23 protein-coding genes are annotated in these 23,777 nt (G+C 64.9%); 15 read left to right on the top strand and 8 right to left on the bottom strand.

The annotated features are described in order from the left end of the window. Positions 1–221: 221 nt before the first annotated feature. From NOF55_RS06235 to urtD, 5 genes are all read left to right on the top strand, one after another. A complete protein-coding gene (locus tag NOF55_RS06235; protein ID WP_306410945.1) occupies positions 222–851 on the top strand; it encodes a TerC family protein in 630 nt (209 codons plus the stop codon). A 162-nt stretch (positions 852–1,013) separates the two neighbouring features. Continuing rightward, entirely contained in the window at positions 1,014–2,303 is a 1,290-nt protein-coding gene (urtA, locus tag NOF55_RS06230; protein ID WP_306410480.1) for an urea ABC transporter substrate-binding protein, read from the top strand. A gap of 265 nt (positions 2,304–2,568) precedes the next feature. Further along, entirely contained in the window at positions 2,569–4,185 is a 1,617-nt protein-coding gene (urtB, locus tag NOF55_RS06225; RefSeq protein WP_306410479.1) for an urea ABC transporter permease subunit UrtB, read from the top strand. Then, a complete protein-coding gene (urtC, locus tag NOF55_RS06220) occupies positions 4,182–5,342 on the top strand; it encodes an urea ABC transporter permease subunit UrtC (protein WP_306410478.1) in 1,161 nt (386 codons plus the stop codon). Before urtB ends, urtC begins: the two co-directional genes overlap by 4 nt. A 5-nt stretch (positions 5,343–5,347) precedes the next feature. After that, positions 5,348–6,097, top strand: a complete 750-nt coding sequence (urtD, locus tag NOF55_RS06215) for an urea ABC transporter ATP-binding protein UrtD (RefSeq protein WP_306410477.1) — start codon at positions 5,348–5,350, stop codon at positions 6,095–6,097. 90 nt (positions 6,098–6,187) lie between these two features. Here the strand turns inward: urtD and NOF55_RS06210 are convergent, their stop codons facing one another. After that, positions 6,188–6,472: a GIY-YIG nuclease family protein gene (locus NOF55_RS06210; protein ID WP_306410476.1), complete on the bottom strand. Its 285-nt coding sequence runs from the start codon at positions 6,470–6,472 to the stop codon at positions 6,188–6,190. A 248-nt stretch (positions 6,473–6,720) separates the two neighbouring features. Between NOF55_RS06210 and urtE the strand changes: the two genes are divergently transcribed. The 10 genes from urtE (at position 6,721) to aidB (ending at position 14,482) form a co-directional block, all read left to right on the top strand. Beyond that, a complete protein-coding gene (gene urtE / locus NOF55_RS06205; protein ID WP_306410475.1) occupies positions 6,721–7,416 on the top strand; it encodes an urea ABC transporter ATP-binding subunit UrtE in 696 nt (231 codons plus the stop codon). Positions 7,417–7,637: 221 nt separating this feature from the next. Further along, positions 7,638–8,459, top strand: coding sequence for an urease accessory protein UreD (locus NOF55_RS06200; protein WP_306410474.1), 822 nt, complete (start codon positions 7,638–7,640; stop codon positions 8,457–8,459). Between the two features lie 122 nt (positions 8,460–8,581). Further along, positions 8,582–8,884: an urease subunit gamma gene (locus tag NOF55_RS06195; protein ID WP_306410473.1), complete on the top strand. Its 303-nt coding sequence runs from the start codon at positions 8,582–8,584 to the stop codon at positions 8,882–8,884. A gap of 68 nt (positions 8,885–8,952) precedes the next feature. Next, the gene (locus NOF55_RS06190; RefSeq protein ID WP_306410472.1) at positions 8,953–9,258 is read left to right on the top strand and encodes an urease subunit beta; all 306 of its coding nucleotides are present in this window, start codon (positions 8,953–8,955) and stop codon (positions 9,256–9,258) included. A gap of 46 nt (positions 9,259–9,304) precedes the next feature. Further along, the gene (ureC, locus tag NOF55_RS06185; protein WP_306410471.1) at positions 9,305–11,014 is read left to right on the top strand and encodes an urease subunit alpha; all 1,710 of its coding nucleotides are present in this window, start codon (positions 9,305–9,307) and stop codon (positions 11,012–11,014) included. A 29-nt stretch (positions 11,015–11,043) separates the two neighbouring features. Then, positions 11,044–11,715 carry a TIGR02117 family protein gene (locus NOF55_RS06180; RefSeq protein WP_306410470.1) on the top strand — a complete coding sequence of 224 codons (672 nt, stop codon included), beginning with the start codon at positions 11,044–11,046 and terminating at the stop codon, positions 11,713–11,715. 13 nt (positions 11,716–11,728) lie between these two features. Beyond that, positions 11,729–12,319 (top strand): urease accessory protein UreE, encoded by a 591-nt coding sequence (locus NOF55_RS06175; RefSeq protein WP_306410469.1) that lies wholly within the window; start codon positions 11,729–11,731, stop codon positions 12,317–12,319. A gap of 2 nt (positions 12,320–12,321) precedes the next feature. Then, positions 12,322–12,993 (top strand): urease accessory protein UreF, encoded by a 672-nt coding sequence (locus NOF55_RS06170; RefSeq protein ID WP_306410468.1) that lies wholly within the window; start codon positions 12,322–12,324, stop codon positions 12,991–12,993. A gap of 21 nt (positions 12,994–13,014) precedes the next feature. After that, on the top strand, positions 13,015–13,626 hold the full coding sequence (gene ureG, locus NOF55_RS06165) for an urease accessory protein UreG (RefSeq protein ID WP_306410467.1): 612 nt from the start codon (positions 13,015–13,017) through the stop codon (positions 13,624–13,626). Positions 13,627–13,663: 37 nt separating this feature from the next. Next, on the top strand, positions 13,664–14,482 hold the full coding sequence (gene aidB, locus NOF55_RS06160) for an AidB family quorum-quenching N-acyl homoserine lactonase (protein ID WP_306410466.1): 819 nt from the start codon (positions 13,664–13,666) through the stop codon (positions 14,480–14,482). A 75-nt stretch (positions 14,483–14,557) separates the two neighbouring features. Here the strand turns inward: aidB and NOF55_RS06155 are convergent, their stop codons facing one another. From NOF55_RS06155 to NOF55_RS06125, 7 genes are all read right to left on the bottom strand, one after another. Next, positions 14,558–15,151 carry a Crp/Fnr family transcriptional regulator gene (locus NOF55_RS06155; RefSeq protein ID WP_370868954.1) on the bottom strand — a complete coding sequence of 198 codons (594 nt, stop codon included), beginning with the start codon at positions 15,149–15,151 and terminating at the stop codon, positions 14,558–14,560. 481 nt (positions 15,152–15,632) lie between these two features. After that, entirely contained in the window at positions 15,633–18,932 is a 3,300-nt protein-coding gene (locus NOF55_RS06150; protein ID WP_306410464.1) for an efflux RND transporter permease subunit, read from the bottom strand. A gap of 14 nt (positions 18,933–18,946) precedes the next feature. Then, positions 18,947–20,098, bottom strand: a complete 1,152-nt coding sequence (locus NOF55_RS06145) for an efflux RND transporter periplasmic adaptor subunit (RefSeq protein ID WP_306410463.1) — start codon at positions 20,096–20,098, stop codon at positions 18,947–18,949. Positions 20,099–20,605: 507 nt separating this feature from the next. Beyond that, positions 20,606–21,598, bottom strand: a complete 993-nt coding sequence (locus tag NOF55_RS06140; protein WP_370868930.1) for an ABC transporter substrate-binding protein — start codon at positions 21,596–21,598, stop codon at positions 20,606–20,608. Between the two features lie 31 nt (positions 21,599–21,629). Beyond that, entirely contained in the window at positions 21,630–22,496 is an 867-nt protein-coding gene (locus tag NOF55_RS06135) for an ABC transporter permease (protein ID WP_306410462.1), read from the bottom strand. After that, positions 22,493–23,377 (bottom strand): ABC transporter permease, encoded by an 885-nt coding sequence (locus NOF55_RS06130; protein ID WP_306410461.1) that lies wholly within the window; start codon positions 23,375–23,377, stop codon positions 22,493–22,495. The genes NOF55_RS06135 and NOF55_RS06130 overlap by 4 nt, the downstream gene beginning before the upstream one ends. Next, a complete protein-coding gene (locus tag NOF55_RS06125) occupies positions 23,374–23,757 on the bottom strand; it encodes an endonuclease domain-containing protein (RefSeq protein ID WP_306410460.1) in 384 nt (127 codons plus the stop codon). The genes NOF55_RS06130 and NOF55_RS06125 overlap by 4 nt, the downstream gene beginning before the upstream one ends. Positions 23,758–23,777: the final 20 nt, after the last annotated feature.

Here is a 23,777-nt window from a genome sequence, read left to right as displayed (position 1 = left end):
CCTTCCGCTCTCGTCCTTCTTCCTAGCACGGGCGTTTCGCCGCGATAAAGGTCCGGCGCCGCCGAAAAGGCAGGCGCGCCTACGTCATATGGCGTAGATCGGACCGGGCGGCCTTGCGGCTGGCGCATGGCGGCAATGACGGCCTTTCGGTGCCGTTTCCCGCCATCTTCTGATAACCGCTTCGGGATCGGGAACGAAGGGAAACGCGAGTCGCCGCCATGATGGAGATTTTCACGGCCGAGGGCCTTGCCGCGCTGTTCGAGGTCGTCGCCATCGACCTCGTGCTGGCGAGCGACAATGCCGTCGTCATCGGGCTGGCCGCTGCCGGTCTTGCGCCCGAGCAGCGCACCAAGGCCATTCTCGTCGGCATTCTGGCGGCCACCGTGCTGCGCATCGCCTTTGCCAGCGGCACCGCCTATCTCATGAACGTCGTCGGCCTGCATTTCATCGGCGGGCTTCTGCTCGCCTGGGTGTGCTGGAAGATGTGGGGCGAGTTGCGCGAGGCGGCGACCGCGCCCCATGCGGCGGGCGCGACGGACGATACGGATCTCAACGTGGAGAAGAGCTTCCTTCAGGCGGCGATGCAGATCGTTGTCGCCGACGTGTCCATGTCGCTCGACAACGTTCTGGCCGTCGCCGGCGCGGCGCGCGAGCACGAGGCCGTGCTCATCGTCGGCCTCGTCCTTTCCATCGGCCTGATGGGCGTTGCCGCCAATTTCGTGGCGCGCCTGCTGCACCGGCATCGCTGGATCGCCTATGTCGGCCTCGGCGTCATCGCCTATGTGACGGTGAACATGCTCTACACCGGCTTCGTGGAGCTTTGGCCGTATATCATCGCCGCCTTCGCCTGAGGCTGCCCCTGCGCAGGATGCGCGCAACTTGCCCCCATGCCTACGTCAATTGACGTATGTGGATTCAGCCATCGCTGCCGGATAGTCGCGTCCAGCAGGGGTTGCATCCATTTTTCGAACCGCCCGTTGCCGTTCAACGAAAAACAAGAGGGGTTTCTTCACATGTCTCTGAAGATCAAGATGACCGGTGCGCTGCTCGCAGCCGCCATGTCCGCCACGGCACTTTCCGGCGCCTTTGCCGCCGACGACACGATCAAGATCGGCGTCCTTCATTCGCTTTCCGGCACGATGGCCATTTCCGAAACCACGCTCAAGGACGCCGTCCTGATGCTTGTCGAGGAGCAGAACAAGAAGGGCGGCGTTCTCGGCAAGAAGCTTGAGGCCGTCGTCGTCGATCCGGCGTCCGACTGGCCGCTGTTCGCGGAAAAGGCCCGCGACCTGATCGAGAAGGACAAGGTCGCCGCCGTGTTCGGCTGCTGGACGTCCTCGTCGCGCAAGTCCGTCCTGCCGGTGTTCGAGGAACTGAACTCCATCCTTTTCTACCCGGTCCAGTACGAAGGCGAGGAATCCTCGCGCAACATCTTCTATACGGGCGCTGCGCCGAACCAGCAGGCCATTCCGGCAGTCGATTACCTGCTGGAAGAGGAGGGCGTGCAGCGCTTCGTCCTCGAGGGCACGGACTACGTCTATCCGCGCACGACCAACAAGATCCTCGAAGCCTACCTTCTGGCCAAGGGCATTCCGGCGGAAGACATCCTCATCAACTACACGCCCTTCGGCTTCTCCGACTGGCAGACCGAGGTCGCGAAGATCAAGGAATTCGGTTCCGCCGGCAAGAAGACCGCCGTCGTCTCCACCATCAACGGCGACGCCAACGTTCCGTTCTACAAGGAACTCGGCAACCAGGGCATCGAGGCCACGGACATTCCGGTCATCGCCTTCTCGGTCGGTGAGGAAGAGCTTGCCGGCCTCGACACCAAGCCGCTCGTCGGCCATCTGGCTGCGTGGAACTACTTCCAGTCCGTCGAAGCCGACGCCAATGCCGAATTCATCGAGACCTGGCATGCCTATACCGGCGACGAGAAGCGCGTGACCAACGACCCGATGGAAGCCACCTATATCGGCTTCAACGCCTGGGTGAAGGCCGTCGAGGCCGCCGGCACGACCGACACCGACGCCGTGCTCGACTCGATCATCGGCGTTGCCGTTCCGAACCTGTCCGGCGGCTATGCCACCATCATGCCGAACCACCACATCACCAAGCCGGTGCTGATCGGCGAAATCCAGGAGGACGGCCAGTTCTCCGTCGTCAAGGAAACGGCCTCGGTGGTCGGCGACGAGTGGTCCGACTTCCTGCCGGACTCGAAGGACCTGATCGCCGATTGGCGCAAGCCGCTGGAGTGCGGCAACTTCAACGTCGCCACCGGCAAGTGCGGCGGCAAGGGCGAGTAATGTAAGGGCGAGTAATCGTGCAAAAAGGGGGCGGGCTGGAAGGCCCGCCCGTCAGACGGACGGCAAAGCCCGGAAAACTTTCTTTCGTCATGGTCGGGCTTGACCCGACCATCCACCGCGCCGCCTGCGGCGTGGACCCTCGGGTCAAGCCCGAGGGTGACGAAGGAAAGGCCGGGCTCGACCCGGCCATCCATGCCGCGATGCGGTCGGTTTGTCGGTGAACGGCCGCGCATTTCTCCCTTGGAACCTTTTCCGGGATCACGCCATGACCACGTTCAGACATGCAGCGGCGGCCTTCGCCCTTTTCCTTTCCATCCTGTTGTCCGGTCCGGCTGCGGCGCAGTCGGATCCGGGCGCGCTGTTCGACCGGCTCGGCAAGGCGTCCTTCGCGGAAGCCGAGCAGATCATCGGGGAACTGGCCCGCACCGGCGATGCGGCGCTTGCGCCGGCGCTGCAGGCGTTCGGTGCCGGCGATCTCTATGTCCGCAAGGCCGATGGCAAGGTTTTCGTCGGCCGCGGCCGCGGCGCGACGCTCCAGCTCGCTGATCCGGTGACGGGCGAAGCCGTGGGCGAGGAGGCGCGAGGTGCGCTGACGAAGATCAGGGTCAACAACACGATCCGCCGCGCGGTCAATGCCGCGCTGGGCGGGCTGACGCTGATGTCGCCGGACAGGGCGGTGCGCCTTTCCGCGGCGCAGGCGATCCTGAGAGCCCCTTCCGACGACAATCTGGCGCTTCTGGAAACGGCCCTGGAAAACGAGACGGATTCGTCCGTGCGGATCGTGATGGCGGAGGCGCGGGCCGTCTCCGTGCTGTCGTCCGGGCGCTCCGTCGAGGAGAAGAGAGAGGCGATCGAAACGATCCGCTCCCTCGGCGGGCGTGGGGCGATCGGCATTCTTCGGTCCGCCGAGGCCCGTGTCGACGACAGCCTCCGGCCCGACATCGACAGGGCCATTGCCGGCATCGAAGGATCGCTGAAATTCTGGGATGCCGCGCAGAACGTCTGGTATGGCCTTTCCCTCGGCTCCGTGCTGCTGCTGGCGGCCATCGGCCTCGCCATCACCTTCGGGGTGATGGGGGTCATCAACATGGCGCATGGAGAGATGGTGATGATCGGTGCCTATTCGACCTTCATCGTGCAGGAGGCCATCCGCAACCACGCGCCGGGCCTTTTCGACTGGTCGCTGGCGATCGCCCTGCCGGTCGCCTTCGTCATCACCGGCGCGGTCGGGCTGGTGCTGGAGCGCGGCGTCATCCGCTTTCTCTACGGTCGTCCGCTGGAAACGCTGCTGGCCACCTGGGGCGTGTCGCTCATGCTCCAGCAGGCGGTGCGCTCGATCTTCGGGCCGACCAACCGCGAGGTGGGCAATCCTTCGTGGATGTCCGGCTCCTTCCAGCTCGGCGGGCTGGCCATCACCTGGAACCGCCTGTGGATCATCGTCTTCTCGCTGTCGATCTTCCTGACGTTGCTGGTGCTGCTCAAGCGTTCGGCCTTCGGCCTCCAGATGCGCGCCGTCACGCAGAACCGCCGCATGGCGTCGTCGATGGGCATCCGCACGCCGTGGGTGGACGCCTTCACCTTCGCGCTCGGTTCGGGCATCGCCGGGCTGGCCGGGGTCGCGCTTTCGCAGATCGACAACGTGTCGCCCAACCTCGGTCAGTCCTACATTATCGACAGCTTCATGGTGGTGGTGTTCGGCGGCGTCGGCAATCTCTGGGGCACGCTGGTCGGCGCTCTGTCGCTCGGCATCGTCAACAAGTTCCTCGAACCCTATGTCGGGGCCGTGCTGGGCAAGATCCTCGTGCTCGTCCTGATCATCCTGTTCATCCAGAAACGCCCGCGCGGGCTGTTCGCCCTCAAGGGCCGGGCGGTGGAATCATGATCACGCAATTTCTCCTCAGGGGCATGGAACGTCATGTCCTTGCCGTCTTCGTCATTCTGGCCGCGCTGGCGGTTCTGGTTCCGGCATCCAATTTGCTCCTGCCGCCGGGCCATCCGCTGCATATCCCCACCTATGCCATGTCGCTGTTCGGCAAGTATCTGTGCTACGCGTTGCTGGCGCTGGCGCTCGATCTGGTCTGGGGCTATTGCGGCATCCTCTCGCTCGGCCACGGCGCGTTCTTCGCGCTCGGCGGCTATGCGATGGGCATGTACCTGATGCGTCAGATCGGCACGCGCGGCGTCTACGGCGACCCGGTCCTGCCGGACTTCATGGTCTTCCTGAACTGGAAGGAGCTGCCGTGGTTCTGGCAAGGGTTCGACATGTTCTGGTTCGCCATGCTGATGGTGCTCGTCGTGCCGGGGCTGCTCGCCTTCGTGTTCGGCTGGTTCGCCTTTCGCTCGCGTGTCAACGGCGTCTATCTCTCGATCATCACGCAGGCGATGACCTATGCGCTGCTGCTCGCCTTCTTCCGCAACGACATGGGCTTCGGCGGCAATAACGGGCTGACCGACTTCAAGGACATCCTCGGCTTTTCCGTGCAGGCCCCCGGCACCCGCGCGGCGCTGTTCGCGGCCACCGCGCTGTTCCTGGCGCTCTGCCTGCTGATCGCCTCGGCAATCGTGTCCTCGAAATTCGGCAAGGTACTGATCGGCGTGCGCGACGCGGAAAGCCGCGTGCGCTTCCTCGGCTACCGGGTCGAGCACGTCAAGCTGTTCACCTTCGTCGTCTCGGCGATGATGGCGGGCATCGCGGGCGCGCTGTTCGTGCCGCAGGTCGGCATCATCAATCCGGGCGAGTTCGCGCCGGCCAATTCCATCGAGGTCGTCATCTGGACGGCGGTGGGCGGCCGCGGCACGCTGATCGGGCCGATCATCGGCGCGGTGCTGGTCAATTTCGGCAAGAGCGTCCTGACCGGCGCCTTTCCGGAAATCTGGCTCTTCGCGCTCGGCGGCCTGTTCGTGGCGGTCACGCTGTTCCTGCCGAAGGGCATCGTCGGCACGGTGCAGTCGCACTGGAAGGCGCGCAAGGACCTGAAGGCCGCGCGTGACGCGCAGGCCGGCGTCGACAGCGACACGAACATTCAGGCGGCGGAGTGAGAACCATGACGACGAGACCGAAAAGCCTGCTCTACCTCGACAATGTGTGCGTCTCCTTCGACGGGTTCAAGGCGCTCAACTCCCTGTCGCTGGTCATCGAGCCGGGCGAGCTTCGCGCCATCATCGGCCCGAACGGCGCCGGCAAGACGACGATGATGGACATCATCACCGGCAAGACCCGGCCGGATTCGGGCGAGGTGTTCTTCGAGGATACCGTCGACCTGACGAGACAAGACGAGGCGGATATCGCCCGGCTCGGCATCGGCCGCAAGTTCCAGAAACCGACCGTGTTCGAGAGCCATACCGTCTGGGACAATCTGGAACTGGCGCTCAACCGCTCGCGCGGCGTGTTCGCCACGCTGTTCTACACGCTGACGGACGAGGACAGGGCGCGCATCGAGGAAATCCTTGCCACCGTTCGCCTCGGCCACCGCCGCGACGCGCTGGCCGGCAGCCTTTCGCACGGGCAGAAGCAATGGCTGGAAATCGGCATGCTTCTGGCGCAGGAGCCCAAGCTGCTGTTGGTCGATGAGCCGGTTGCCGGCATGACGGACGCCGAAACCGTGGAGACGGCCATCCTGCTCAGGGAAATCGCCAGGACCCGCTCGGTGGTCGTCGTGGAGCACGACATGGGCTTCATCCGCGACCTCGGCGTCAAGGTGACGTGCCTTGCCGAAGGCTCCGTGCTGGCCGAAGGCTCCATCGATTACGTAAGCAACGATCCGAAGGTGATCGAGAATTATCTGGGGCGGTGAGGGATGGTTTCCCACGACAGCGAGACAGCAGCACGGCACCCGCTAGCTTCGTCATCCTCGGGCTTGACCCGAGGATCCATGCGGCGTTGCTCAGGAGAAATCCTCATACAGGTCGCGCCAGTCCGGGTTGAAACCTTCGATGAGCGCGATCTTCCACTGGCGATACCATCGTTTGATGGATTTCTCCCGCGTGATGGCGCTGCCGATGCGATCATGTTCCTCGTACCAGACGAGTTTCGTGCAGCCGTAGCGGCTGGTGAAACCGGGGACGAGGCCTTCCCGGTGTTCGTAAATGCGGCGCTCAAGGTCGGATGTGACGCCAATGTAAAGCGTTCCACGGGGCTGGCTGGCAACGATGTAGACAAAGCCGCTCATGAAGGGTGTTCGCGGTTCGTGGATCCTCGGGTCAAGCCCGAGGATGACGAACGGAGAGGGGAGGAGCAAGTTTTTCCTCACGCAGCCTTCATGAGGCAGAATCGTTCGCCTGCTTCTTTCAAGACCCCCTCAGTCCTCCGGTCATCCTCGGGCCTGACCCGAGGATCCATGCGGCGTTCGCGTCATAGCTTGTTGTGAAACCAAAATATCGAGGAGCAATGCTCGCTTGATCAGGGAAAGGCTGTATCATGCTGACGGTCGATAACATCAATCTTCACTATGGCGCGGCGCAGGCGTTGCGCGGGGTTTCCGTCAAGGCGCAGGCGGGGAAGATTACCTGCGTTCTGGGGCGCAACGGCGTGGGCAAGAGTTCGCTTCTGCGCGCCGTCACCGGGCAGCATCCGGTGTCCGCCGGAACGATCGCGCTCGGGGAAACGACGCTGAACGGCATGCCGCCGTTCGCCCGCGCCCGCAAGGGCATCGGCTATGTGCCGCAGGGCCGCGAGATCTTTCCGCTGCTGACGGTGAAGGAGAATCTCGAAACCGGCTTCGCGCCGCTGCCGCGCAAGGACCGTTCCATTCCGGAGGATATTTTCAGCCTGTTTCCGGTTCTCCGCTCGATGCTGGGCCGGCGCGGCGGCGACCTCTCCGGCGGGCAGCAGCAGCAGCTCGCCATCGGCCGGGCGATGGTGACGCGACCGGCCATTCTCGTTCTCGATGAGCCGACCGAGGGCATCCAGCCCTCGATCATCAAGGATATCGGCCGGGCCATCCGCTATCTGCGCGATTCGACCGGCATGGCCATCCTGCTCGTGGAGCAATATCTCGATTTCTGCCGGGAGCTGGCGGATTACGTGTACATCATGGACCGCGGCGAGATCGTGCATGAGGGGCTGGCGGAGACGCTGGACACGCAGGAAGCGCGCCGTCACCTGACGGTGTGACCCGACCGGAGGCCTGTGTCTGCGTAAATAATGTGCAGGAATTGTCCGCCCTTTCGGGAACCTCGCCGCACCCGACTTTCCCTCATGGGAAAACGGCTGTTTGTCCACCCGGTCAAAAAACGGCACGGGAATTGCTTTGCAGCGAGTGTCGGAACAGGGGTGGCCATTGCCTGCCACCCCGATACCGGACGAAGATGCGGCAATGCAGGCAAACGAGGTAGGTGGTGAACGACGCGGCGGACATCAGGCCCCAGAGGGCGAGAGGAACCGGCCGGCTGACGGCGCGGTTTTCCGCCGGGCGGGCGCGGGTCGGCGAGCTTTATCAGGAAGGGTGCGGCAAGATTCGCCTGCCGGAAACCTTCTCGGTGGAGATGGAGGCGATCCTGATCAATTCCTCCGGCGGACTGACCGGCGGCGACCGTCTGGACTGGACGATCCGGGCCGAGGAGCAGACGTTTCTCACGGTCACGACCCAGGCCTGCGAGAAGATCTACAAGGCCGCCGACGGCGTCGCAGAGATCGCGACGCATATCGTGGTCGGGGAGGGTGCCCGCGTTCACTGGCTGCCGCAGGAAACCATCCTGTTCGACAACGCCGCCCTTGCGCGCCGTCTCGACGTCGATCTTGGCGAAACCTCCGAGTTCATCGGCCTGGAAGCCTCGCTTCTCGGGCGCAAGGCGATGGGCGAGGCGATGAGCGCCGGCCTTTTCCGGGATCGCTGGCGGGTGCGCCGCTCGGGACGGCTCATCCATGCGGAGGAACTGAAGCTCGACGGCGACATCGCCCAGTTGACCTCGCTGGTGCCGGTGCTCGGCGGGGAGGTGGCCTTCGCGACGCTGCTTTATTGCGGCGGCGACGCGGAAGCCTTCCTGCCGAAAGTGCGCGACATTCTCGGCGAGGCCATCGGCGGCGCGAGTTTCTGGCAGGACAAGCTGGTGGTGCGCTTCGCGGCGGTCGACGGCTTCGCATTGAGAAAAATTCTCATTCCGATGCTTTCCGTCTTGCGCAAGGGCGCGCCAGTGCCGAAAGTCTGGAATCTCTAGAGCATTTCCGCTTTTCTGCGAATCGCGAAAGTGCTCCACTTTCTTGTTCTACGCATTCCCGGACGCAAAACCGCTGTACACTTTTGCTGGAAATGCTGTCGTTTTATGAGAATGGAATTGCCATGAACCTCACCCCCAGGGAAAAAGACAAGCTGCTGATTTCGATGGCGGCGATGGTGGCGCGGCGGCGTCTGGAGCGCGGCGTCAAGCTCAACTATCCCGAAGCGATCGCGCTGATCACCGATTTCGTCGTGGAGGGTGCGCGCGATGGCCGGCCCGTGCCGGAACTGATGGAAGCGGGCGCCCATGTGGTGACGCGGGCGATGGTGATGGAGGGTGTCGCTGACATGATCCATGACGTTCAGGTCGAGGCGACGTTTCCCGACGGCACCAAGCTCGTGACGGTTCACGAACCCATTCGCTGATACAGGCCGGATCGAAGCGGCGCGGCGGCCAGGGTTCCGCGCCCGTTTATGAACAAGGGGAGGTCCCGATGATCCCAGGTGAAGTCATCGCCGCAGCCGGCGAGATCGAGTTGAACGCCAGCCAGCCGACGGTCACGATGACCGTTTCGAACACCGGCGACCGCCCCGTGCAGGTGGGCAGCCATTATCATTTCGCGGAAACCAATGCCGGCCTTTCCTTCGACCGGGACAAGGCGCGCGGCTTGCGCCTCGACATTCCGGCCGGAACCGCCGTCCGCTTCGAGCCGGGCCAGACGCGCGAGGTGACGCTCATTCCGCTTTCCGGCAAGCGCGAAGTCTACGGTTTCCGCCAGCAGGTCATGGGCAGGCTCTAGGGGCCTCGGCTTCGGACAAGCCGCCAGAAAGACAGGGAGTTTCCAGATGCCTTACAAGATGTCGCGCGCCGCCTATGCCTCGATGTTCGGCCCGACCGTCGGCGACAAGGTGCGCCTTGCCGACACCGAACTGTTCATCGAGATCGAGAAGGATTTCACCACCTATGGCGAGGAGGTGAAGTTCGGCGGCGGCAAGGTGATCCGTGACGGCATGGGCCAGTCGCAGGCGACGCGCGCCGAAGGGGCGGTCGATACCGTCATCACCAATGCCGTGATCGTCGATCACACCGGCATCTACAAGGCGGATGTGGGGCTGAAGGACGGCCGCATCCACGCCATCGGCAAGGCCGGCAACCCGGATACGCAGCCGGGCGTGACGATCATCGTCGGGCCGTCGACGGAAGCAATCGCGGGCGAGGGCAAGATCCTGACCGCCGGCGGCATGGACGCGCATATCCACTTCATCTGCCCGCAGCAGATCGAGGAAGCGCTGATGAGCGGCGTCACCTGCATGCTCGGCGGCGGCTCCGGCCCGGCCCACGGCACGCTGGCGACGACCTGCACCGGCGCATGGCACATCGAACGCATGATCGAAAGCTTCGACGCCTTCCCGATGAACCTCGCGCTGGCGGGCAAGGGCAATGCGTCGCTGCCGAAGCCGCTCGAGGAAATGATCCTTTCCGGCGCCTCCAGCCTCAAGCTGCACGAGGATTGGGGCACGACGCCGGCCGCCATCGACAATTGCCTGACGGTGGCCGACGAATACGACGTGCAGGTGATGATCCACACCGACACGCTGAACGAAAGCGGCTTCGTGGAAGATACGGTGGCGGCGATCAAGGGTCGCACGATCCATGCCTTCCACACCGAAGGCGCGGGCGGCGGCCATGCCCCGGACATCATCAAGGTCTGCGGCAATCCGAACGTCCTGCCGTCCTCCACCAATCCGACCCGGCCCTACACGGTCAACACGCTGGCGGAACATCTCGACATGCTGATGGTGTGCCATCACCTGTCGCCGTCCATTCCGGAGGATATCGCCTTCGCCGAAAGCCGCATCCGCAAGGAAACCATCGCGGCGGAGGATATCCTGCACGATCTCGGCGCCTTCTCGATCATCTCCTCCGACAGCCAGGCGATGGGCCGCGTCGGCGAAGTGGCGATCCGCACCTGGCAGACCGCCGACAAGATGAAGCGCCAGCGCGGCCGGCTGGCGCAGGAGACCGGCGACAACGACAATTTCCGCGTTCGCCGCTACATCGCCAAATACACGATCAATCCGGCGATCGCCCACGGCGTTTCGCACGAACTCGGCTCGGTCGAGGTCGGCAAGCGCGCCGATCTGGTCCTGTGGAGCCCGGCCTTCTTCGGCGTGAAGCCGGAAATGGTGCTGCTCGGCGGTTCCATCGCGGCGGCCCCGATGGGCGATCCCAATGCTTCCATTCCGACGCCGCAGCCGATGCACTACCGCCCGATGTTCGCCGCATTCGGCAAGCTGCGCACCACGTCCTCCGTCACCTTCGTCTCGCAGGCCTCGCTCGATGCCGGCCTTGCCGGACGGCTGGGCGTCGGCAAGGCGCTCGTGCCGGTCAGGAACGTGCGCGGAGGCATCTCCAAGGCCTCGATGAAGCTGAACGACCTGACGCCGCATATCGAGGTCGATCCGGAAACCTACGAGGTTCGCGCCGATGGTGAATTGCTGACCTGCGAACCGGCCAAGGTCCTGCCGATGGCGCAGCGCTATTTCCTGTTCTGAGAAGCGGGTTGCGTTTTCCGGGCGCAGGAATGAAGAAGGTGGCCGGGCTGTCGGCCGTCGCAATCGGCCTCGTGTTTCTGAGCGTCGTCGCGGGCATGCTCGTTCCGCGGCCGTTGTTTACGCCATCGCACGCCGCAGCGGAGGGAGCATTTCACCGGATTCTGGTGATCTCCAATCCCATTCACACGGATATCGCCATCCCGCTCGACACGGAGACACGCCGGCAGTTTTCCTTCCTTGAAGGGGCGGGCCTTCCCATAGAAGATGGACAGGCGGAATGGCTCGTCTTCGGCTGGGGCGGGCGCGCCTTCTATGTGGAAACGCCGACATGGGCGGATCTGAAGCCGCTGCCGGTTCTTCGTGCCCTGACCCTCGACCGTTCGGTGATGCATGTCGATGTTGCGGGTCATATCCCGGATACGCATCCCGCCGTTTCCTCCTTCGATCTGGACGGGGCCGGTTATCGCAGGCTGCTGGCCTTCATTGCCGGCAGTTTTGCCGGCGCGCCGGACCGGGTGGTGCCGGCCGCGGATTCGGGCTATAGCGAGAGGGATCGTTTTTTCGAAGCCAGAGGGTATTTCAATGCTCTGTTCGGCTGCAACACATGGACCGCAAAAGCCTTGCGGACGGGTGGGTTGCGGACGGGCATCTGGAATCCCGCGCCGCAGACGCTCGTTCTGTCGCTAAACCTTTTCAATTGAACTGGAGTTTTCCATGCAGCGCGTTCATTCCTATATCCCCGCAGGCGAGCCTTCCGACCCGGCGGCCGCGAAGGTCGAGCTTCCGCACGATCTGCGGCACCTGCGCCGCAAGCTGCTTCACCTCGACAATGGCGAGATGGTGATGCTGGACCTGAAGGAGGCCGTTCTCTTCGCCGATGGCGACAAGCTGGTGCTGGAAAACGGCGATCTGGTCGAGATCGTCGCCGCCGCGCAGAAGCTGTTCGAGGTGCGCGGTCGCGACCGCCTGCACCTGACCGAGCTTGCTTGGCATCTCGGCAACCGCCACCTGCCGGCCGAGATCGGCGAGGATCGCATCCTGATCCAGCGCGATCATGTGATCCGCGCGATGCTGGAAGGGCTCGGCGCGTCGGTGACGCCGGTCGAGACGGCCTTCCAGCCGGTGCGCGGCGCCTATCATGCGCATGGTGGCCACGACCATCACGACCACGACCATGCGCACGATCACCATCACGATCATGCCGGTGAGCACCACCACCATGAGCATGGTGCGGAATGCGGCTGCGGCGGTCATCATGATCATGGGCACGACCACGATCATGACCACGGGCACAAGCACGGTTGAGCATGGACGGGCAGCAAGCGGGCGCGGCGTTGCTGCGCCTTCTGACGTGGCTTTCGCCGGCCTTTCCGGTCGGCGCCTTCGCCTATTCCGGCGGGCTTGAACGGGCGGTCCACGATCGCTGGGTGCAGGATGCCGCCGGTCTGGAAGGCTGGATCGCGGCCATGCTTTCCCACGGTTCCGGCTGGAACGATGCGGTGCTGTTTGCCGAGGCCTGGCGGCAATGCGGGAATGCCGAGGGGCTGGGTGCAGCGGTGGAGCTTGCCGAGGCGCTCGCCGGTTCGCGGGAGCGGCATCAGGAAACGCTGGCGCTGGGCACGGCCTTTCTCGCCGCCGCCTCGCAATGGGCGTGCCCGATCATCGATTCGCGCGGCAGTGCCGTGGCCTATCCGGTGGCGGTCGGGGCGGTGGCGGGGATAAACGGCATCGCGCTCGACGCGGCGCTCGCCGGGTGGCTGCATGCGGCGGCGTCGCAACTGGTGTCCGCCGGGCTTCGGCTCGGCGTCGCCGGCCAGACGGACGGCGTGGCGATCCTGGCGCGGCTCGAACCTGTGCTGCTCGGGCTTGCGGCCCGCGCGGGAGAATCGACGCTGGACGATCTCGGCTCGGCTGCCATCCGGGCCGACATCGCGGCCATGCGCCATGAAACGCAATATTCGCGCCTGTTCAGGTCCTGACCGGACAGAAAGGAAGACAGCATGAAATCGGGTAACGGACCTCTTCGCGTCGGGATCGGCGGGCCGGTCGGCTCCGGCAAGACGGCGTTGACGGAAAAGCTCTGCAAGGCGATGCGCGACGAGTGGTCGGTGGCCGTCGTCACCAATGACATCTACACGACGGAGGATGCGGAGGCGCTGGTGCGCATGCAGGCGCTTTCCTCCGACCGGATCGTCGGCGTCGAGACGGGGGGCTGCCCGCATACCGCGATCCGCGAGGACGCGACCATCAATCTTCAGGCGATCGCCGGTCTCAACGAGCGCATTCCCGATCTCGACGTGGTCTTCATCGAGTCGGGCGGCGACAATCTGGCCGCGACCTTCTCGCCCGATCTGGCCGATATCACCATCTACGTGATTTCCGTCTGCCAGGGCGAGGAAATTCCGCGTAAGGGCGGGCCCGGCATCACCCGCTCGGATCTTCTGGTCATCAACAAGAAGGACCTCGCGCCCTATGTCGGCGCCGATCTCTCCGTCATGGAGCGCGACGCGTCGAAGCAGCGGGCGGCGATGCCCTTCGTCTTCACGGACCTGAAGCAGGGCGATGGCGTTGCCGATATCGTCGATTTTCTCAAGTTGAACGGCGGGTTGTGAGGCCGCCGGTTTCATGCTGATCTGCGAGGGCTGAGCCATGACCGTTTCCCGCCGCTTCGGCGCCTATGACGTGACGATCTTCATCGACGGTGTCTACAAGGCGCCGGTCGCGCATCTGGCGCATGCGCAGAGCGACGCGCGGCGCGACGCGGCGGTGGAGGCCTGGGGCCGGCCGACGGTCGACATGGACGTCAATTTCTTCGCGCTGGCGGGGCCGGACGGGCTGATGCTGGTCGATGCCGGAACCGGGCCGTTCTGGGGCCCCGGCCTCGGGCATGGCCGGACAGCGATGGCGCAGGCGGGCATCGCCCCCGCCGATGTGCGCCGCGTGCTTCTCACCCATCTGCACGGCGACCATGCGCTCGGCCTGTTCGAGGAGACGGAGCCATTCTTTCCGGAGGCGGAGATCTTCGTCCCCGCCGTCGATCTCGCCTTCTTCACGGATCTTGCGGCGAAGGAGACCGTTCCCGCCATCCGCCGCGGCGGTTTCGACATCGCCGCCCGGCTTCTGGACCTTTACGGCGACCGCGTGACGCGGATCGGCGAGGGGCCGGTCCTGCCGGAAATCGAGGCCATCGCCATGCCGGGCCACACGCCGGGCCATAGCGGCTATCTGGTCGGCACGGGGCCGGAACGGCTCGTGCTGTGGGGCGACCTGTTCCACACGCCGGACCTCCAGCTTGCCGATCCCGATATCTGCTTCATCTACGATGCGGATGCAGCGCTTGGCGCACACAGCCGCCGCGCCATTCTCCGGCGGGCGGCCCGGGAAGGATGGAGCGCGTCCGGCGGCCATGTCTCCGGTTTCGTCCGGGTCGAGCCGGCGGGCGAGACCTTCCGCTTCGTTCCCGTGTGAGAAATGGAAAAGGCCGGGGCGTACATTGCGCCCCGGCCTTGTTTCCTCCCGTCGTCCTGCAATACGCCAGACCCTTCAGATCTGCTTGAGCGCGCTCACGTCGCTGATCTGGATCACGCGGCCGCGCACCGTCACGCCGGCGCGGCGCAGCGAGGAGAAGGCGCGCGAAAGGGCTTCTGGCGCAAGGCCCAGCTTGCCCGCCAGAAGGCTTTTCTGGAAGGGCAGGCGGATCGAGGCCGAGGCGCATTCTTCGGAGCCACACTGGTCGAGCAGGTAATGGGCGACCCGCTGCGGCGCGGTCTGGAGCCGGTCGTTCGCCACGCAATCCATCGTGCTCATGAGATGGGTCGAGAGGCATTCGATCACGGCCTTGGCCACGTCCTGTTCGCGCTCGGCCATCTCGCGCACCTTTTGAAGCTCGAAGCGGGCGAGGGTGACGGGCTCGGCGGCCTGCGCGTTGTAGCGATAGGTGTCGCCCTTGTAGAGCAGGCATTCGGCCACCGTATCGCCGGGACCGCAAACGCGGATGTCCGCCTCGCGTCCGTCCTTGTTCAGGCGGTACAGGCGGACATAGCCGCTCAGCACGCAATAGAAATACTCGGCGGCTTCGCCTTCGCGGAACAGGATGTCGCGCGCCTCGAAGCCGCTGACGGTCACGATCTCAAGCATCCGGTTCAGCGTATGGCTGCCCAGATTGGCGAGAAACGGCGTCTTCACCAATATATTTCTGTCCCGTGTGTTCAGTTTGAGGCTCTTGTTCACTGTATTCATAGCTCCCCGACCACCCGCGTCCGATCCCTTCGACATGCCGCCGGCCTGTGCGGCGCGCGTCATGCTTTCAATGTCGGCTCTGAAGTGTAACGATTCCGCTTTCCGGAAGCCGGGACTTCCGCGGTTGACGGCCCGGGCGGCAGGGGAAATTCCTGTCCTCTTCCCGGTCATCGTGCCTGCAAAGGCGAGTTCATCGCTCGCATCCGACAGGCACCGACTGCAACCATGAGGGCGTATCGATCACTTCACTTTCGGCAGCGACGACCTTACGCAAGCGCAGGGGCAACGCATTTGATTTCGATCAACGTGTCTGGAGAAAAATTGCCGCCCGCCCGGCGGGGCGGCGGGCGGAAATATGGCCGTCAATCGCCGGCCGTGCCTATTCGGCGGCGTTGGGGGCAAGCGGCGGATTCGGCTTGCGGCCCGCGCCGGTGCCCGATGCCACGGCCTCCACGCGGGCGGTGAGCGCGTCGAGCTTCTCGCTGTTGCTGCGGGCAAGCGCGGTCAGTTCTTCCGGGGGCAGCACCTCGTCGTCCGGCTCCCGGGGGCCGACGAAGCGGGAGAACAGCCGGCCGAGAAGGCGCGACAGGTCGTCCATGATCAGGAAGAACGAGGGCACGACGACGAGGCTGAGCACCGTCGAGACGATGATGCCGCCGATCACCGCGATCGCCATCGGCGAGCGGAAGGAGCCGCCTTCGCCGACGCCGAGCGCGGAGGGCAGCATGCCGGCAGACATGGCGATGGAGGTCATGACGATGGGGCGGGCGCGCTTGCGGCCCGCCTCGACAAGGGCGGCATTGCGCTCCAGGCCGCCGCGGATCATCTCGATGGCGAAATCGACGAGCAGGATGGCGTTCTTGGTGACGATCCCCATCAGCATCAGGATGCCGATCAGCACCGGCATGGACAGCGCCGATTGGGTGATGATGAGTGCGGCGGCGACGCCGCCGATGGCCAGCGGCAGCGAAAGCAGGATGGTGAAGGGCTGGATGACGTCCTTGAACAGGAGGATCAGCACCACCAGCACCAGCAGCAGGCCCATCAGCATGGCGTTGCCGAAGCTCTGCTGCATTTCGGCCTGGATCTTGGCGTCGCCGCTTTCGGCGATGCGGACACCTTGTGGCAGGCCGGCCTGCTCCACAACGGTCCTGAAGGCGGCGGTCGCGCTGTCGAGCGCCACATCCTGCCGCAGGTCGGAGCCGATGGAGACGACGCGGGCGCGGTCGTTGCGCTTGATGGAGCTGACGCCCTCGGAATAGTCGATATCGGCGACGGTCGACAGCGGAACCAGAGCCCCGCCGGATGTGGCGATCTTCAGCGCCCGGATGGCGGCGAGGTCGCGGCGCAGGTCGAGCGACGCCTGAACGCGGATCGGAATCAGGCGGCCGTCGAGGGCGATCTTGGCCAGCGCCACGTCGGTGTCGCCGATGGTGGCGACGCGCACCGTCTCCGCGATCAGGCTCGGCGTGATGCCGAGGCGCGCGGCCTCGTCCTTGCGAGGACGGATCTGGAGTTCCGGGCGGGGCAGGGCGCCATCGGCGCTGACATTGGCCAGCAGCGGCTCGGCGCGCAGCTTCGCTTCAAGGATGCCGACGGCCTCGTTCAGCGCCTCGTTGTCATTGCCCAGGAAGTTGAAGGTGATGTCGCGCTCGGCGCGGTCGTTCAGCCGCAGCACGCGCACGTCGGGAATGTCGCGGACGCGGGCGAAGACATCCTGCTCGATGTCCCATTGCGGGCGGATGCGGCCCTTGTCCTCGATCTTCGGCAGCCAGGGGCCGATCAGCGGCAGGCCGCCCAGCCCCTTGTTGACCAGCGTCTTGACGAGGGAGTGGTCGATCTTCTCCAGGTTGAGCGTCACGGAGGCGCGGCGCAGTTCCAGGTCGCCCTTGGGCGATGCGCCGCCGAGCACGAAGACGTTTTCCACCCCCTCGATGTCATGCAGCCGGGTGTAAAGCTCGTCGGTCGCGCGGCTGGTGTCGTCCAGCGAGGCGTTGGGCGGCAGTTCGACGGACAGGACGATGCGGCCGGCATCCTCCGGCGGCATGAAGCTGCCCGGCACCTGCATGAGCACGTAAAGCGAGCCGACCAGAAAGCCGACGGCGCCGAGCAGCGTGGTGTAGCGCCAGCGCGTGGTCGTGCGGATCAGCCGGGTATAGGCCGACAGGATGGTGCCGTCATTGTCCTCGTGGTCTTCCATGCCGTCTTCGGGCCGCATCAGATAGGCGGCCATCAGCGGCGTTATCAGGCGCGCCACCACCAGCGAGAAGAAGACGGAAAAGGCGACCGTCAGCCCGAACTGGATGAAATACTGGCCCGGAATGCCGGGCATGAACGAGACCGGCACGAACACGGCGATGATGGTGAAGGAGGTGGCGATCACCGCAAGGCCGATCTCGTCGGCGGCATCGAGCGCGGCGCGATAGGGCGTCTTGCCCATCTTGATGTGGCGGGCGATGTTCTCGACCTCGACGATGGCGTCGTCGACGAGAATCCCGGTCGCCAGCGTCAGGGCGAGGAAGCTGACGAGATTGAGCGAGAAGCCCATGATCTCCATGATCCACAGCGTCGGGACCGCGGAGAGCGGCAGGGCCACGGCGGCGATCAGCGTGGCGCGCCAGTTGCGCAGAAAGAGGAAGACGACGACGACGGCGAGCAGCGCGCCCTCCATCAGCGTGTGCATCGCCGCCTCGTAATTGCCGTAGGTGAAATAGACGGCGTCGTCCACCTTCTCGATGGAAACGTTCCGGTGTTCGGCGGACAGCGTGTCGAGAATGCCGGTGACGGTTTCCGCCACCGTCACCTCGCTCGCCCCCTTGGAGCGGAAGACCGCGAAGGTGACGACCGGCTGGCCGTTGAAGCGGGAGAAGGAGACGGGCTCCTCATAGGTGTCGGTGATGGTGCCGAGTTCGGAAAGCTTCACGAAGCGGCCGTCGCCGATCGATATGGTCGTGCCGGCGAGATCGGCGACATTGCGGGCGTCGCCCAGCGTGCGGATGGCCTGCTCGGCGCCGGCCACCTGGCCGCGGCCCGACCCCAGGTCGGCGTTGATGCCGCGAAGCTGCGCATTCACGTCCGCCGCCGAAATGCCGTAGGCGTTCAGCTTGTCGGGGTTCATCTCGACGCGGATTTCGCGGTCGGCGCCGCCGTAGCGGTCGATGCGGCCGATGCCGGGCTGGCCCTGAAGGGCGCGCTTGACCGTGTCGTCGACGAACCAGGACAGTTCTTCCAGCGTCATGCCGGGCGCCGAGACGGCATAGCTCAGGATCGCCTGCCCCTCGACGTCGATCTTGGAGACGATGGGCTCGTCTACGGTGGCGGGCAGGCTGGAACGGATGCGGTCGATCGCATCCTTCACGTCCTGAAGGGCCTCCTCGGTCTTCACCTCCATGCGGAAGATGATGGCCGTCTGGGACTGGCCGTCGGTGACGGTGGACTGGATTTCGTCGACGCCGGTCAGCGAGGCCACGGCGTCCTCCACCTCCTTCGTGACCTGCATTTCCAGCTCGGCCGGCGAGGCACCGCTCTGGGTGACGACGACGGAGATGACCGGCAGGTCGATATTCGGAAAGCGGGTGATCGGCAGGCTGTAGAAGGACTTCACGCCGACATACATCAGCAGGAAGAACAGAAGCAGCGGCGCGATCGGATTCCGGATCGACCAGGCGGAGAAGTTCATCTGTTCCTACTCCATCAATCGACCGGGCCGGCAGAAGCCTGCCGGACGGGTGCCACGCGGTCGCCCTCGCGCACGAAGGCGCCGGCCTTGGCCACCACCTCGGCGCCCGCATCGAGGCCTTCCAGGACCTCGACATAGCCGCCGTCCTGAATGCCGGTCGCGATCTCGACCTGATGCACCACGCCGTCGCGGACGAGGCGAACGGTCGCGCCGTCGCGGGTGACGGTGATGGCCGAAAGCGGCACGGCAAGCCCGCTTGCCTCGGCGAGCACGATGTCGGCGCTGGCATACATGCCGGCGCGGGCCCGGTCGTCCTCGTCGATGGCGATGTGGACGGAGCCGAGGCGCGTCACCGGGTCCACGGTCGGCGACACGAGGCGGACGGCGCCCGTCAGCACCCGGTTGCTGCCGGCAACGCGGATCGAGGCCTTGAGGCCCGGGGTGATCCTGAGAATGTCGCTTTCGGTGACGTCGGCCACCAGTTCGATCTGACCGTCGCGGATGAGCGTGAACATCGGCTGGCCGCTGGCCGCGGCGATGGCGCCGACCTTGGCGGTGCGTGCCGATACCGTGCCGGAGGCAGGCGCCCTGATCTCGGTGCGGGCAAGCCTCAGGTCGATATCGGACATCTGCGCATCGATCACCTTCAACTCGGCTTCGGCGACGGCGATCGCCTGTTCGGCGGCCCTCAGGCGCGCCTTGGCGCCGGTGGCGGCGGTTTCTGCCTGTTCCACCTGCGAGGTGGAGACGGTGCCGTTCGCCCGAAGTGCGACGGTGCGCGCGCGCTGGCGTTCCGCGTCCTCGGCGCTGGCCGTGGTGTCGACGAGCTGCGCCGTGAGCTGGGCAAGACTGGCCTCCGCCTTGGCGCGCGTCGCTTCGAGCTGGCTTTTTTGCAGGATCAGGCTGTCCTCGTTGAGGACGGCGAGGATGTCGCCTTCCTGCACCCGGTCGCCGACATCGGCGTTGACCGTCCGGGTCTGGAGGCCTTCGACCTGCGGCTGGAGATAGACCTCGTCGACGGGCCGGATCGTGCCGGTGGCGACGATGCGGTCGACAAGCTGTCGCTGCGCCACTTCGGTGACGACGATGGCCGGCAGCATCTGCGCCGGTGCGTCCTGCGCGGATGCTGCCTGCGGCACCAGCAATGCGAGGTGGAGAACGGCCAAGACAATTCCAGCGAAAGTGCGGCGCGGCCTGGCGTCCGCAATGGCGTGAACGCCGGAGCGTGGCGCTTCTTCGCGATTCGGGAAAAAGCGGAAATGCTTTGAGGTTTCGCAGGGCGTGGAGCGTCTCACGATCATCATGTCAATCCGTCGGTCTCTTGCCTTCCGGCATTCCATGTCGGCAGGTTCGGGGCCTTTCCACTTCTGCCGGGTCGCGGAAACGCTGCGTCTCTTCGTTTTTTTCACATTTCGCGGGAAAAGCCGTCGCCCGCCTTTCCCGGAATTGTCTCAGATAGGAACGGCGATGCCGAACCGCCAGAGCATATCCCTCAAGACAGGCGTTTTTACGTCGGACACCCTCGTCTATTTTCGAAGCCACTTCGGCGACCGGCCATAAAAGACGGCGCAACTGTTCCACAGGTGAAAATGCTTTGAAAGAAACCCCAAATGGAAAAACGCGCGGCCCTCGCGGGGCCGCGCGTCGTTTTTCGCCCATCGGCTTCGACAGGACTATTTCAGCGCCTCGTCGGTGATGTCCAGCGTGTAGGCGCCTTCCGGTTCCTTGGTGATGACCGGATCGGAGCCGCCGCCGAGCAATGTCTTGACGGTACGCTCGTAATCGGCCGGGTCGAGCGCGCCGGCGGAACCGGCGGTGAGCTTGGCCACTTCGCCCATCATGCGCTTCTGGTGAGCTTCGGTCTGGGCGCCGGAGGCGTCGTTTTCGAGGACGATGCCGGCGGCGTCATCCGGGTTTTCCTCGGCCCATTTCCAGCCCTTCATGGAGGCGCGGACGAACTTGACCATCCTTTCCTTGAAGGCCGGGTCCTCGAGCTTGTCCTCCAGAACGTAGAGGCCGTCCTCCAGCGTGGCGACGCCTTCGTCCTCGTACTTGAAGGTCACGAGGTCGTCCGGCGCGATGCCCGCATCGATGACCTGCCAGTATTCGTTATAGGTCATGGTGGAGATGCAGGCGGCCTGCTTCTGGAGCAGCGGATCGACGTTGAAGCCCTGCTTCAGGACGGTCACGCCGTCGGCGCCACCGGTCGTCGGGATGTTCAGGTGGGCCATCCACGACAGGAACGGATATTCGTTGCCGAAGAACCAGACGCCGAGCGTCTTGCCCTTGAAATCCTCCGGCGTGGTGATGCCGGTTTCCTTCAGACACGTCAGCATCATGCCGGACGACTTGAACGGCTGGGCGATGTTGACGAGCGGCGTGCCCTTTTCCCGCACGGCGAGCGCGGAAGGCATCCAGTCGATGATGACGTCGGCGCCGCCGCCGGCGATCACCTGGGCCGGGGCGATGTCGGGGCCGCCGGGCTTGATCTCGACGTCGAGGCCTTCCTCTTCATAAAAGCCCTTGTCCTTGGCGACGTAGTAGCCGGCGAACTGGGCCTGCGTGACCCATTTGAGCTGGAGCGTCACCTTGTCGGCGGCCTCCGCCTTGCTGGCCATCAACGGCAGGGCCGTCGCCATCATCAGGAGCGCGATCATATTCTTCATATGCTGTTTCCCTCTTGTTTTGCCTTTGGGTTCAGGTCTGTCCACCACGGACAGACGGATGCCAGAAGGTGACGGCCCGCTCGGCGAGCGCCACCAGTCCGTAGAAGGCCGAGCCTGCGACCGCGGCGACCGCGATCTCGGCCCAGACCATGTCGGCATTCGCCCGCCCCACTTCCGTGGAGATGCGAAAGCCCATGCCGACGATCGGCGTGCCGAAGAATTCGGCCACGATGGCACCGATCAGCGCGAGCGTCGAGTTGATCTTCAGCGCGTTGAAGATGAAGGGCATGGCGGCAGGCAGCCGCAGCTTGACGAGCGACTGGCCCCAGCCGGACGCATAGGTGCGCATCAGGTCCTTCTCCATGTGGCCGGCGGCGGCCAGCCCCTGCACGGTGTTCACCAGCATGGGGAAGAAGGTCATGATGACGACGACGGCGACCTTGGAGGGCCAGTCGAAGCCGAACCACATAACCATGATCGGCGCGACGCCGACCACCGGCAGGGCCGAGACGAAATTGCCGATGGGCAGCAGGCCCTTCTGGAGGAAGGGCGAGCGGTCTATGGCGAGCGCCGTCAGGAAGCCGAGGCCGCAGCCCAGCACATAACCCGTCAGCACGGATTTCAGGAAGGTCTGCCTGAAATCTGCCCAGAGCGTCGGGACCGAGCCGGTGATCCGCGTCCAGATTGCGGACGGGGCGGGCAGCAGGATCGACGGGATCTGGAAACCCCTGACGAGACATTCCCACAGCACGAGCAGGGTGATGCCGAAGACCAGCGGCACGACGAAGTTCGCGGCCCTGGTCGCCGCCGCGCTTTCGAATTTGACGCGCACCAGCGCCTCGTTGAAGGTCCAGGCGAGCACCCAGTAGACGAGCGCGAAAAGAAGCCAGGCGTTCATGGACGCTCCCCCATCCGCTTCAGGACGAGCCTGTGGGCACCGCCGACCGTCGCCACCAGCAGGGCGGCGACGGTGGCGGCCATGAACAGGGCCGACCAGATCTGGATCGTCTGGCCGTAATAGGAGCCGGACAGAAGGCGCGCGCCGAGGCCGGCGACGGCCCCGGTCGGCAGTTCCCCGACGATGGCGCCGACCAGCGCGATGGCGACGGCGACCTTCAGCGAGGTGAAGAGATACGGCAGCGACGCCGGCCAGCGCAGCTTCCAGAAAAGCTGGCCCGGGCTTGCGCCATAGGTGCGCATCAGGTCGAGAAGCAGCCGGTCCGGGCTGCGAAGCCCCTTCACCATGCCGACGACGACCGGGAAGAAGGACAGATAGGCCGAGATCAGCGCCTTCGGCAGCAGGCCGGAAATGCCGATGGCGTTCAGCACGACGATGATCATCGGCGCGACGGCAAGGATCGGGATCGTCTGGCTGGCGATGATCCAGGGCATCAGCGACTTGTCCATCGCCCGGTTGTGGACGATGCCGACGGCCAGCAGGATGCCAAGGGCGGTGCCGATCGCGAAGCCGGACAGCGTTGCCGAAAGGGTGATCCAGGCATGATAGACCAGGCTGCGCCGCGACGTGACCGGCATCATGGCGGTCGTCTTCCACAGCTCGGCGACGATCTGGTGCGGCGCGGGAAGGACGGGGCGGTCCTGCGCCATCGTCTGCGGCAGGATGTCCGCGAACGTCACGGCGGTTCCGGCACGGGCCGCCTGATCGCGCACGAAGGGGGCATTCAGCCAGACGGCGGCGCAATACCAGACCGCCACGATGAAGACCAGCACGGTGAGGACGGGCAGGAGGCGGTCGTGAAGGAAGGAGGCAGCTCTCATGACCCGGCCTCCGGTTTCAGAAAAGGCAGGATTCTGCTTTCGAGTGTGATGGCGACATGGTCGGGATTGTCGATCACCTGATCGTTGTCAAAACGGATGACGGTGAAGCCTTCGCCGGTGAGCCATGCGTCGCGTCGACGGTCATGGATTTTGCCGTCGTCCGTTTCATGGCTGTGGCCGTCGACTTCCACGACGATGCGCGCGGCGAGCCATACAAAATCGGCGATATAGGGGCCGATGGGTGCCTCGCGGCGAAAACGAGCGCCGCGCGGGCGAAAATCGCGGAGGATATCCCACATGATACGCTCCGCTTTTGTCATCTCGCGCCGGAGCGTCCTGGCACGGTGGCGGGGTCTCGGATCGATGTTGGAGTGGGCCATAGAGCGATCTTTCCGAACGG

Source organism: Ectorhizobium quercum, from assembly GCF_026552795.1.
Classification (GTDB): domain Bacteria; phylum Pseudomonadota; class Alphaproteobacteria; order Rhizobiales; family Rhizobiaceae; genus Ectorhizobium; species Ectorhizobium quercum.
Note: the sequence above shows the minus strand (reverse complement) of the source record. Positions and strands in the feature narration are given on the sequence as shown.

Coding starts and splice junctions, on each gene's coding strand:
- NOF55_RS06235 (WP_306410945.1), top strand. CDS start 222: ATGGAGATTTTCACGGCCGAGGGCCTTGCCGCGCTGTTCGAGGTCGTC.
- urtA (WP_306410480.1), top strand. CDS start 1,014: ATGTCTCTGAAGATCAAGATGACCGGTGCGCTGCTCGCAGCCGCCATG.
- urtB (WP_306410479.1), top strand. CDS start 2,569: ATGACCACGTTCAGACATGCAGCGGCGGCCTTCGCCCTTTTCCTTTCC.
- urtC (WP_306410478.1), top strand. CDS start 4,182: ATGATCACGCAATTTCTCCTCAGGGGCATGGAACGTCATGTCCTTGCC.
- urtD (WP_306410477.1), top strand. CDS start 5,348: ATGACGACGAGACCGAAAAGCCTGCTCTACCTCGACAATGTGTGCGTC.
- NOF55_RS06210 (WP_306410476.1), bottom strand. CDS start 6,472: ATGAGCGGCTTTGTCTACATCGTTGCCAGCCAGCCCCGTGGAACGCTT.
- urtE (WP_306410475.1), top strand. CDS start 6,721: ATGCTGACGGTCGATAACATCAATCTTCACTATGGCGCGGCGCAGGCG.
- NOF55_RS06195 (WP_306410473.1), top strand. CDS start 8,582: ATGAACCTCACCCCCAGGGAAAAAGACAAGCTGCTGATTTCGATGGCG.
- NOF55_RS06190 (WP_306410472.1), top strand. CDS start 8,953: ATGATCCCAGGTGAAGTCATCGCCGCAGCCGGCGAGATCGAGTTGAAC.
- ureC (WP_306410471.1), top strand. CDS start 9,305: ATGCCTTACAAGATGTCGCGCGCCGCCTATGCCTCGATGTTCGGCCCG.
- NOF55_RS06180 (WP_306410470.1), top strand. CDS start 11,044: ATGAAGAAGGTGGCCGGGCTGTCGGCCGTCGCAATCGGCCTCGTGTTT.
- NOF55_RS06175 (WP_306410469.1), top strand. CDS start 11,729: ATGCAGCGCGTTCATTCCTATATCCCCGCAGGCGAGCCTTCCGACCCG.
- NOF55_RS06170 (WP_306410468.1), top strand. CDS start 12,322: ATGGACGGGCAGCAAGCGGGCGCGGCGTTGCTGCGCCTTCTGACGTGG.
- ureG (WP_306410467.1), top strand. CDS start 13,015: ATGAAATCGGGTAACGGACCTCTTCGCGTCGGGATCGGCGGGCCGGTC.
- aidB (WP_306410466.1), top strand. CDS start 13,664: ATGACCGTTTCCCGCCGCTTCGGCGCCTATGACGTGACGATCTTCATC.
- NOF55_RS06155 (WP_370868954.1), bottom strand. CDS start 15,151: ATGCTTGAGATCGTGACCGTCAGCGGCTTCGAGGCGCGCGACATCCTG.
- NOF55_RS06150 (WP_306410464.1), bottom strand. CDS start 18,932: ATGAACTTCTCCGCCTGGTCGATCCGGAATCCGATCGCGCCGCTGCTT.
- NOF55_RS06140 (WP_370868930.1), bottom strand. CDS start 21,598: ATGAAGAATATGATCGCGCTCCTGATGATGGCGACGGCCCTGCCGTTG.
- NOF55_RS06135 (WP_306410462.1), bottom strand. CDS start 22,496: ATGAACGCCTGGCTTCTTTTCGCGCTCGTCTACTGGGTGCTCGCCTGG.
- NOF55_RS06130 (WP_306410461.1), bottom strand. CDS start 23,377: ATGAGAGCTGCCTCCTTCCTTCACGACCGCCTCCTGCCCGTCCTCACC.
- NOF55_RS06125 (WP_306410460.1), bottom strand. CDS start 23,757: ATGGCCCACTCCAACATCGATCCGAGACCCCGCCACCGTGCCAGGACG.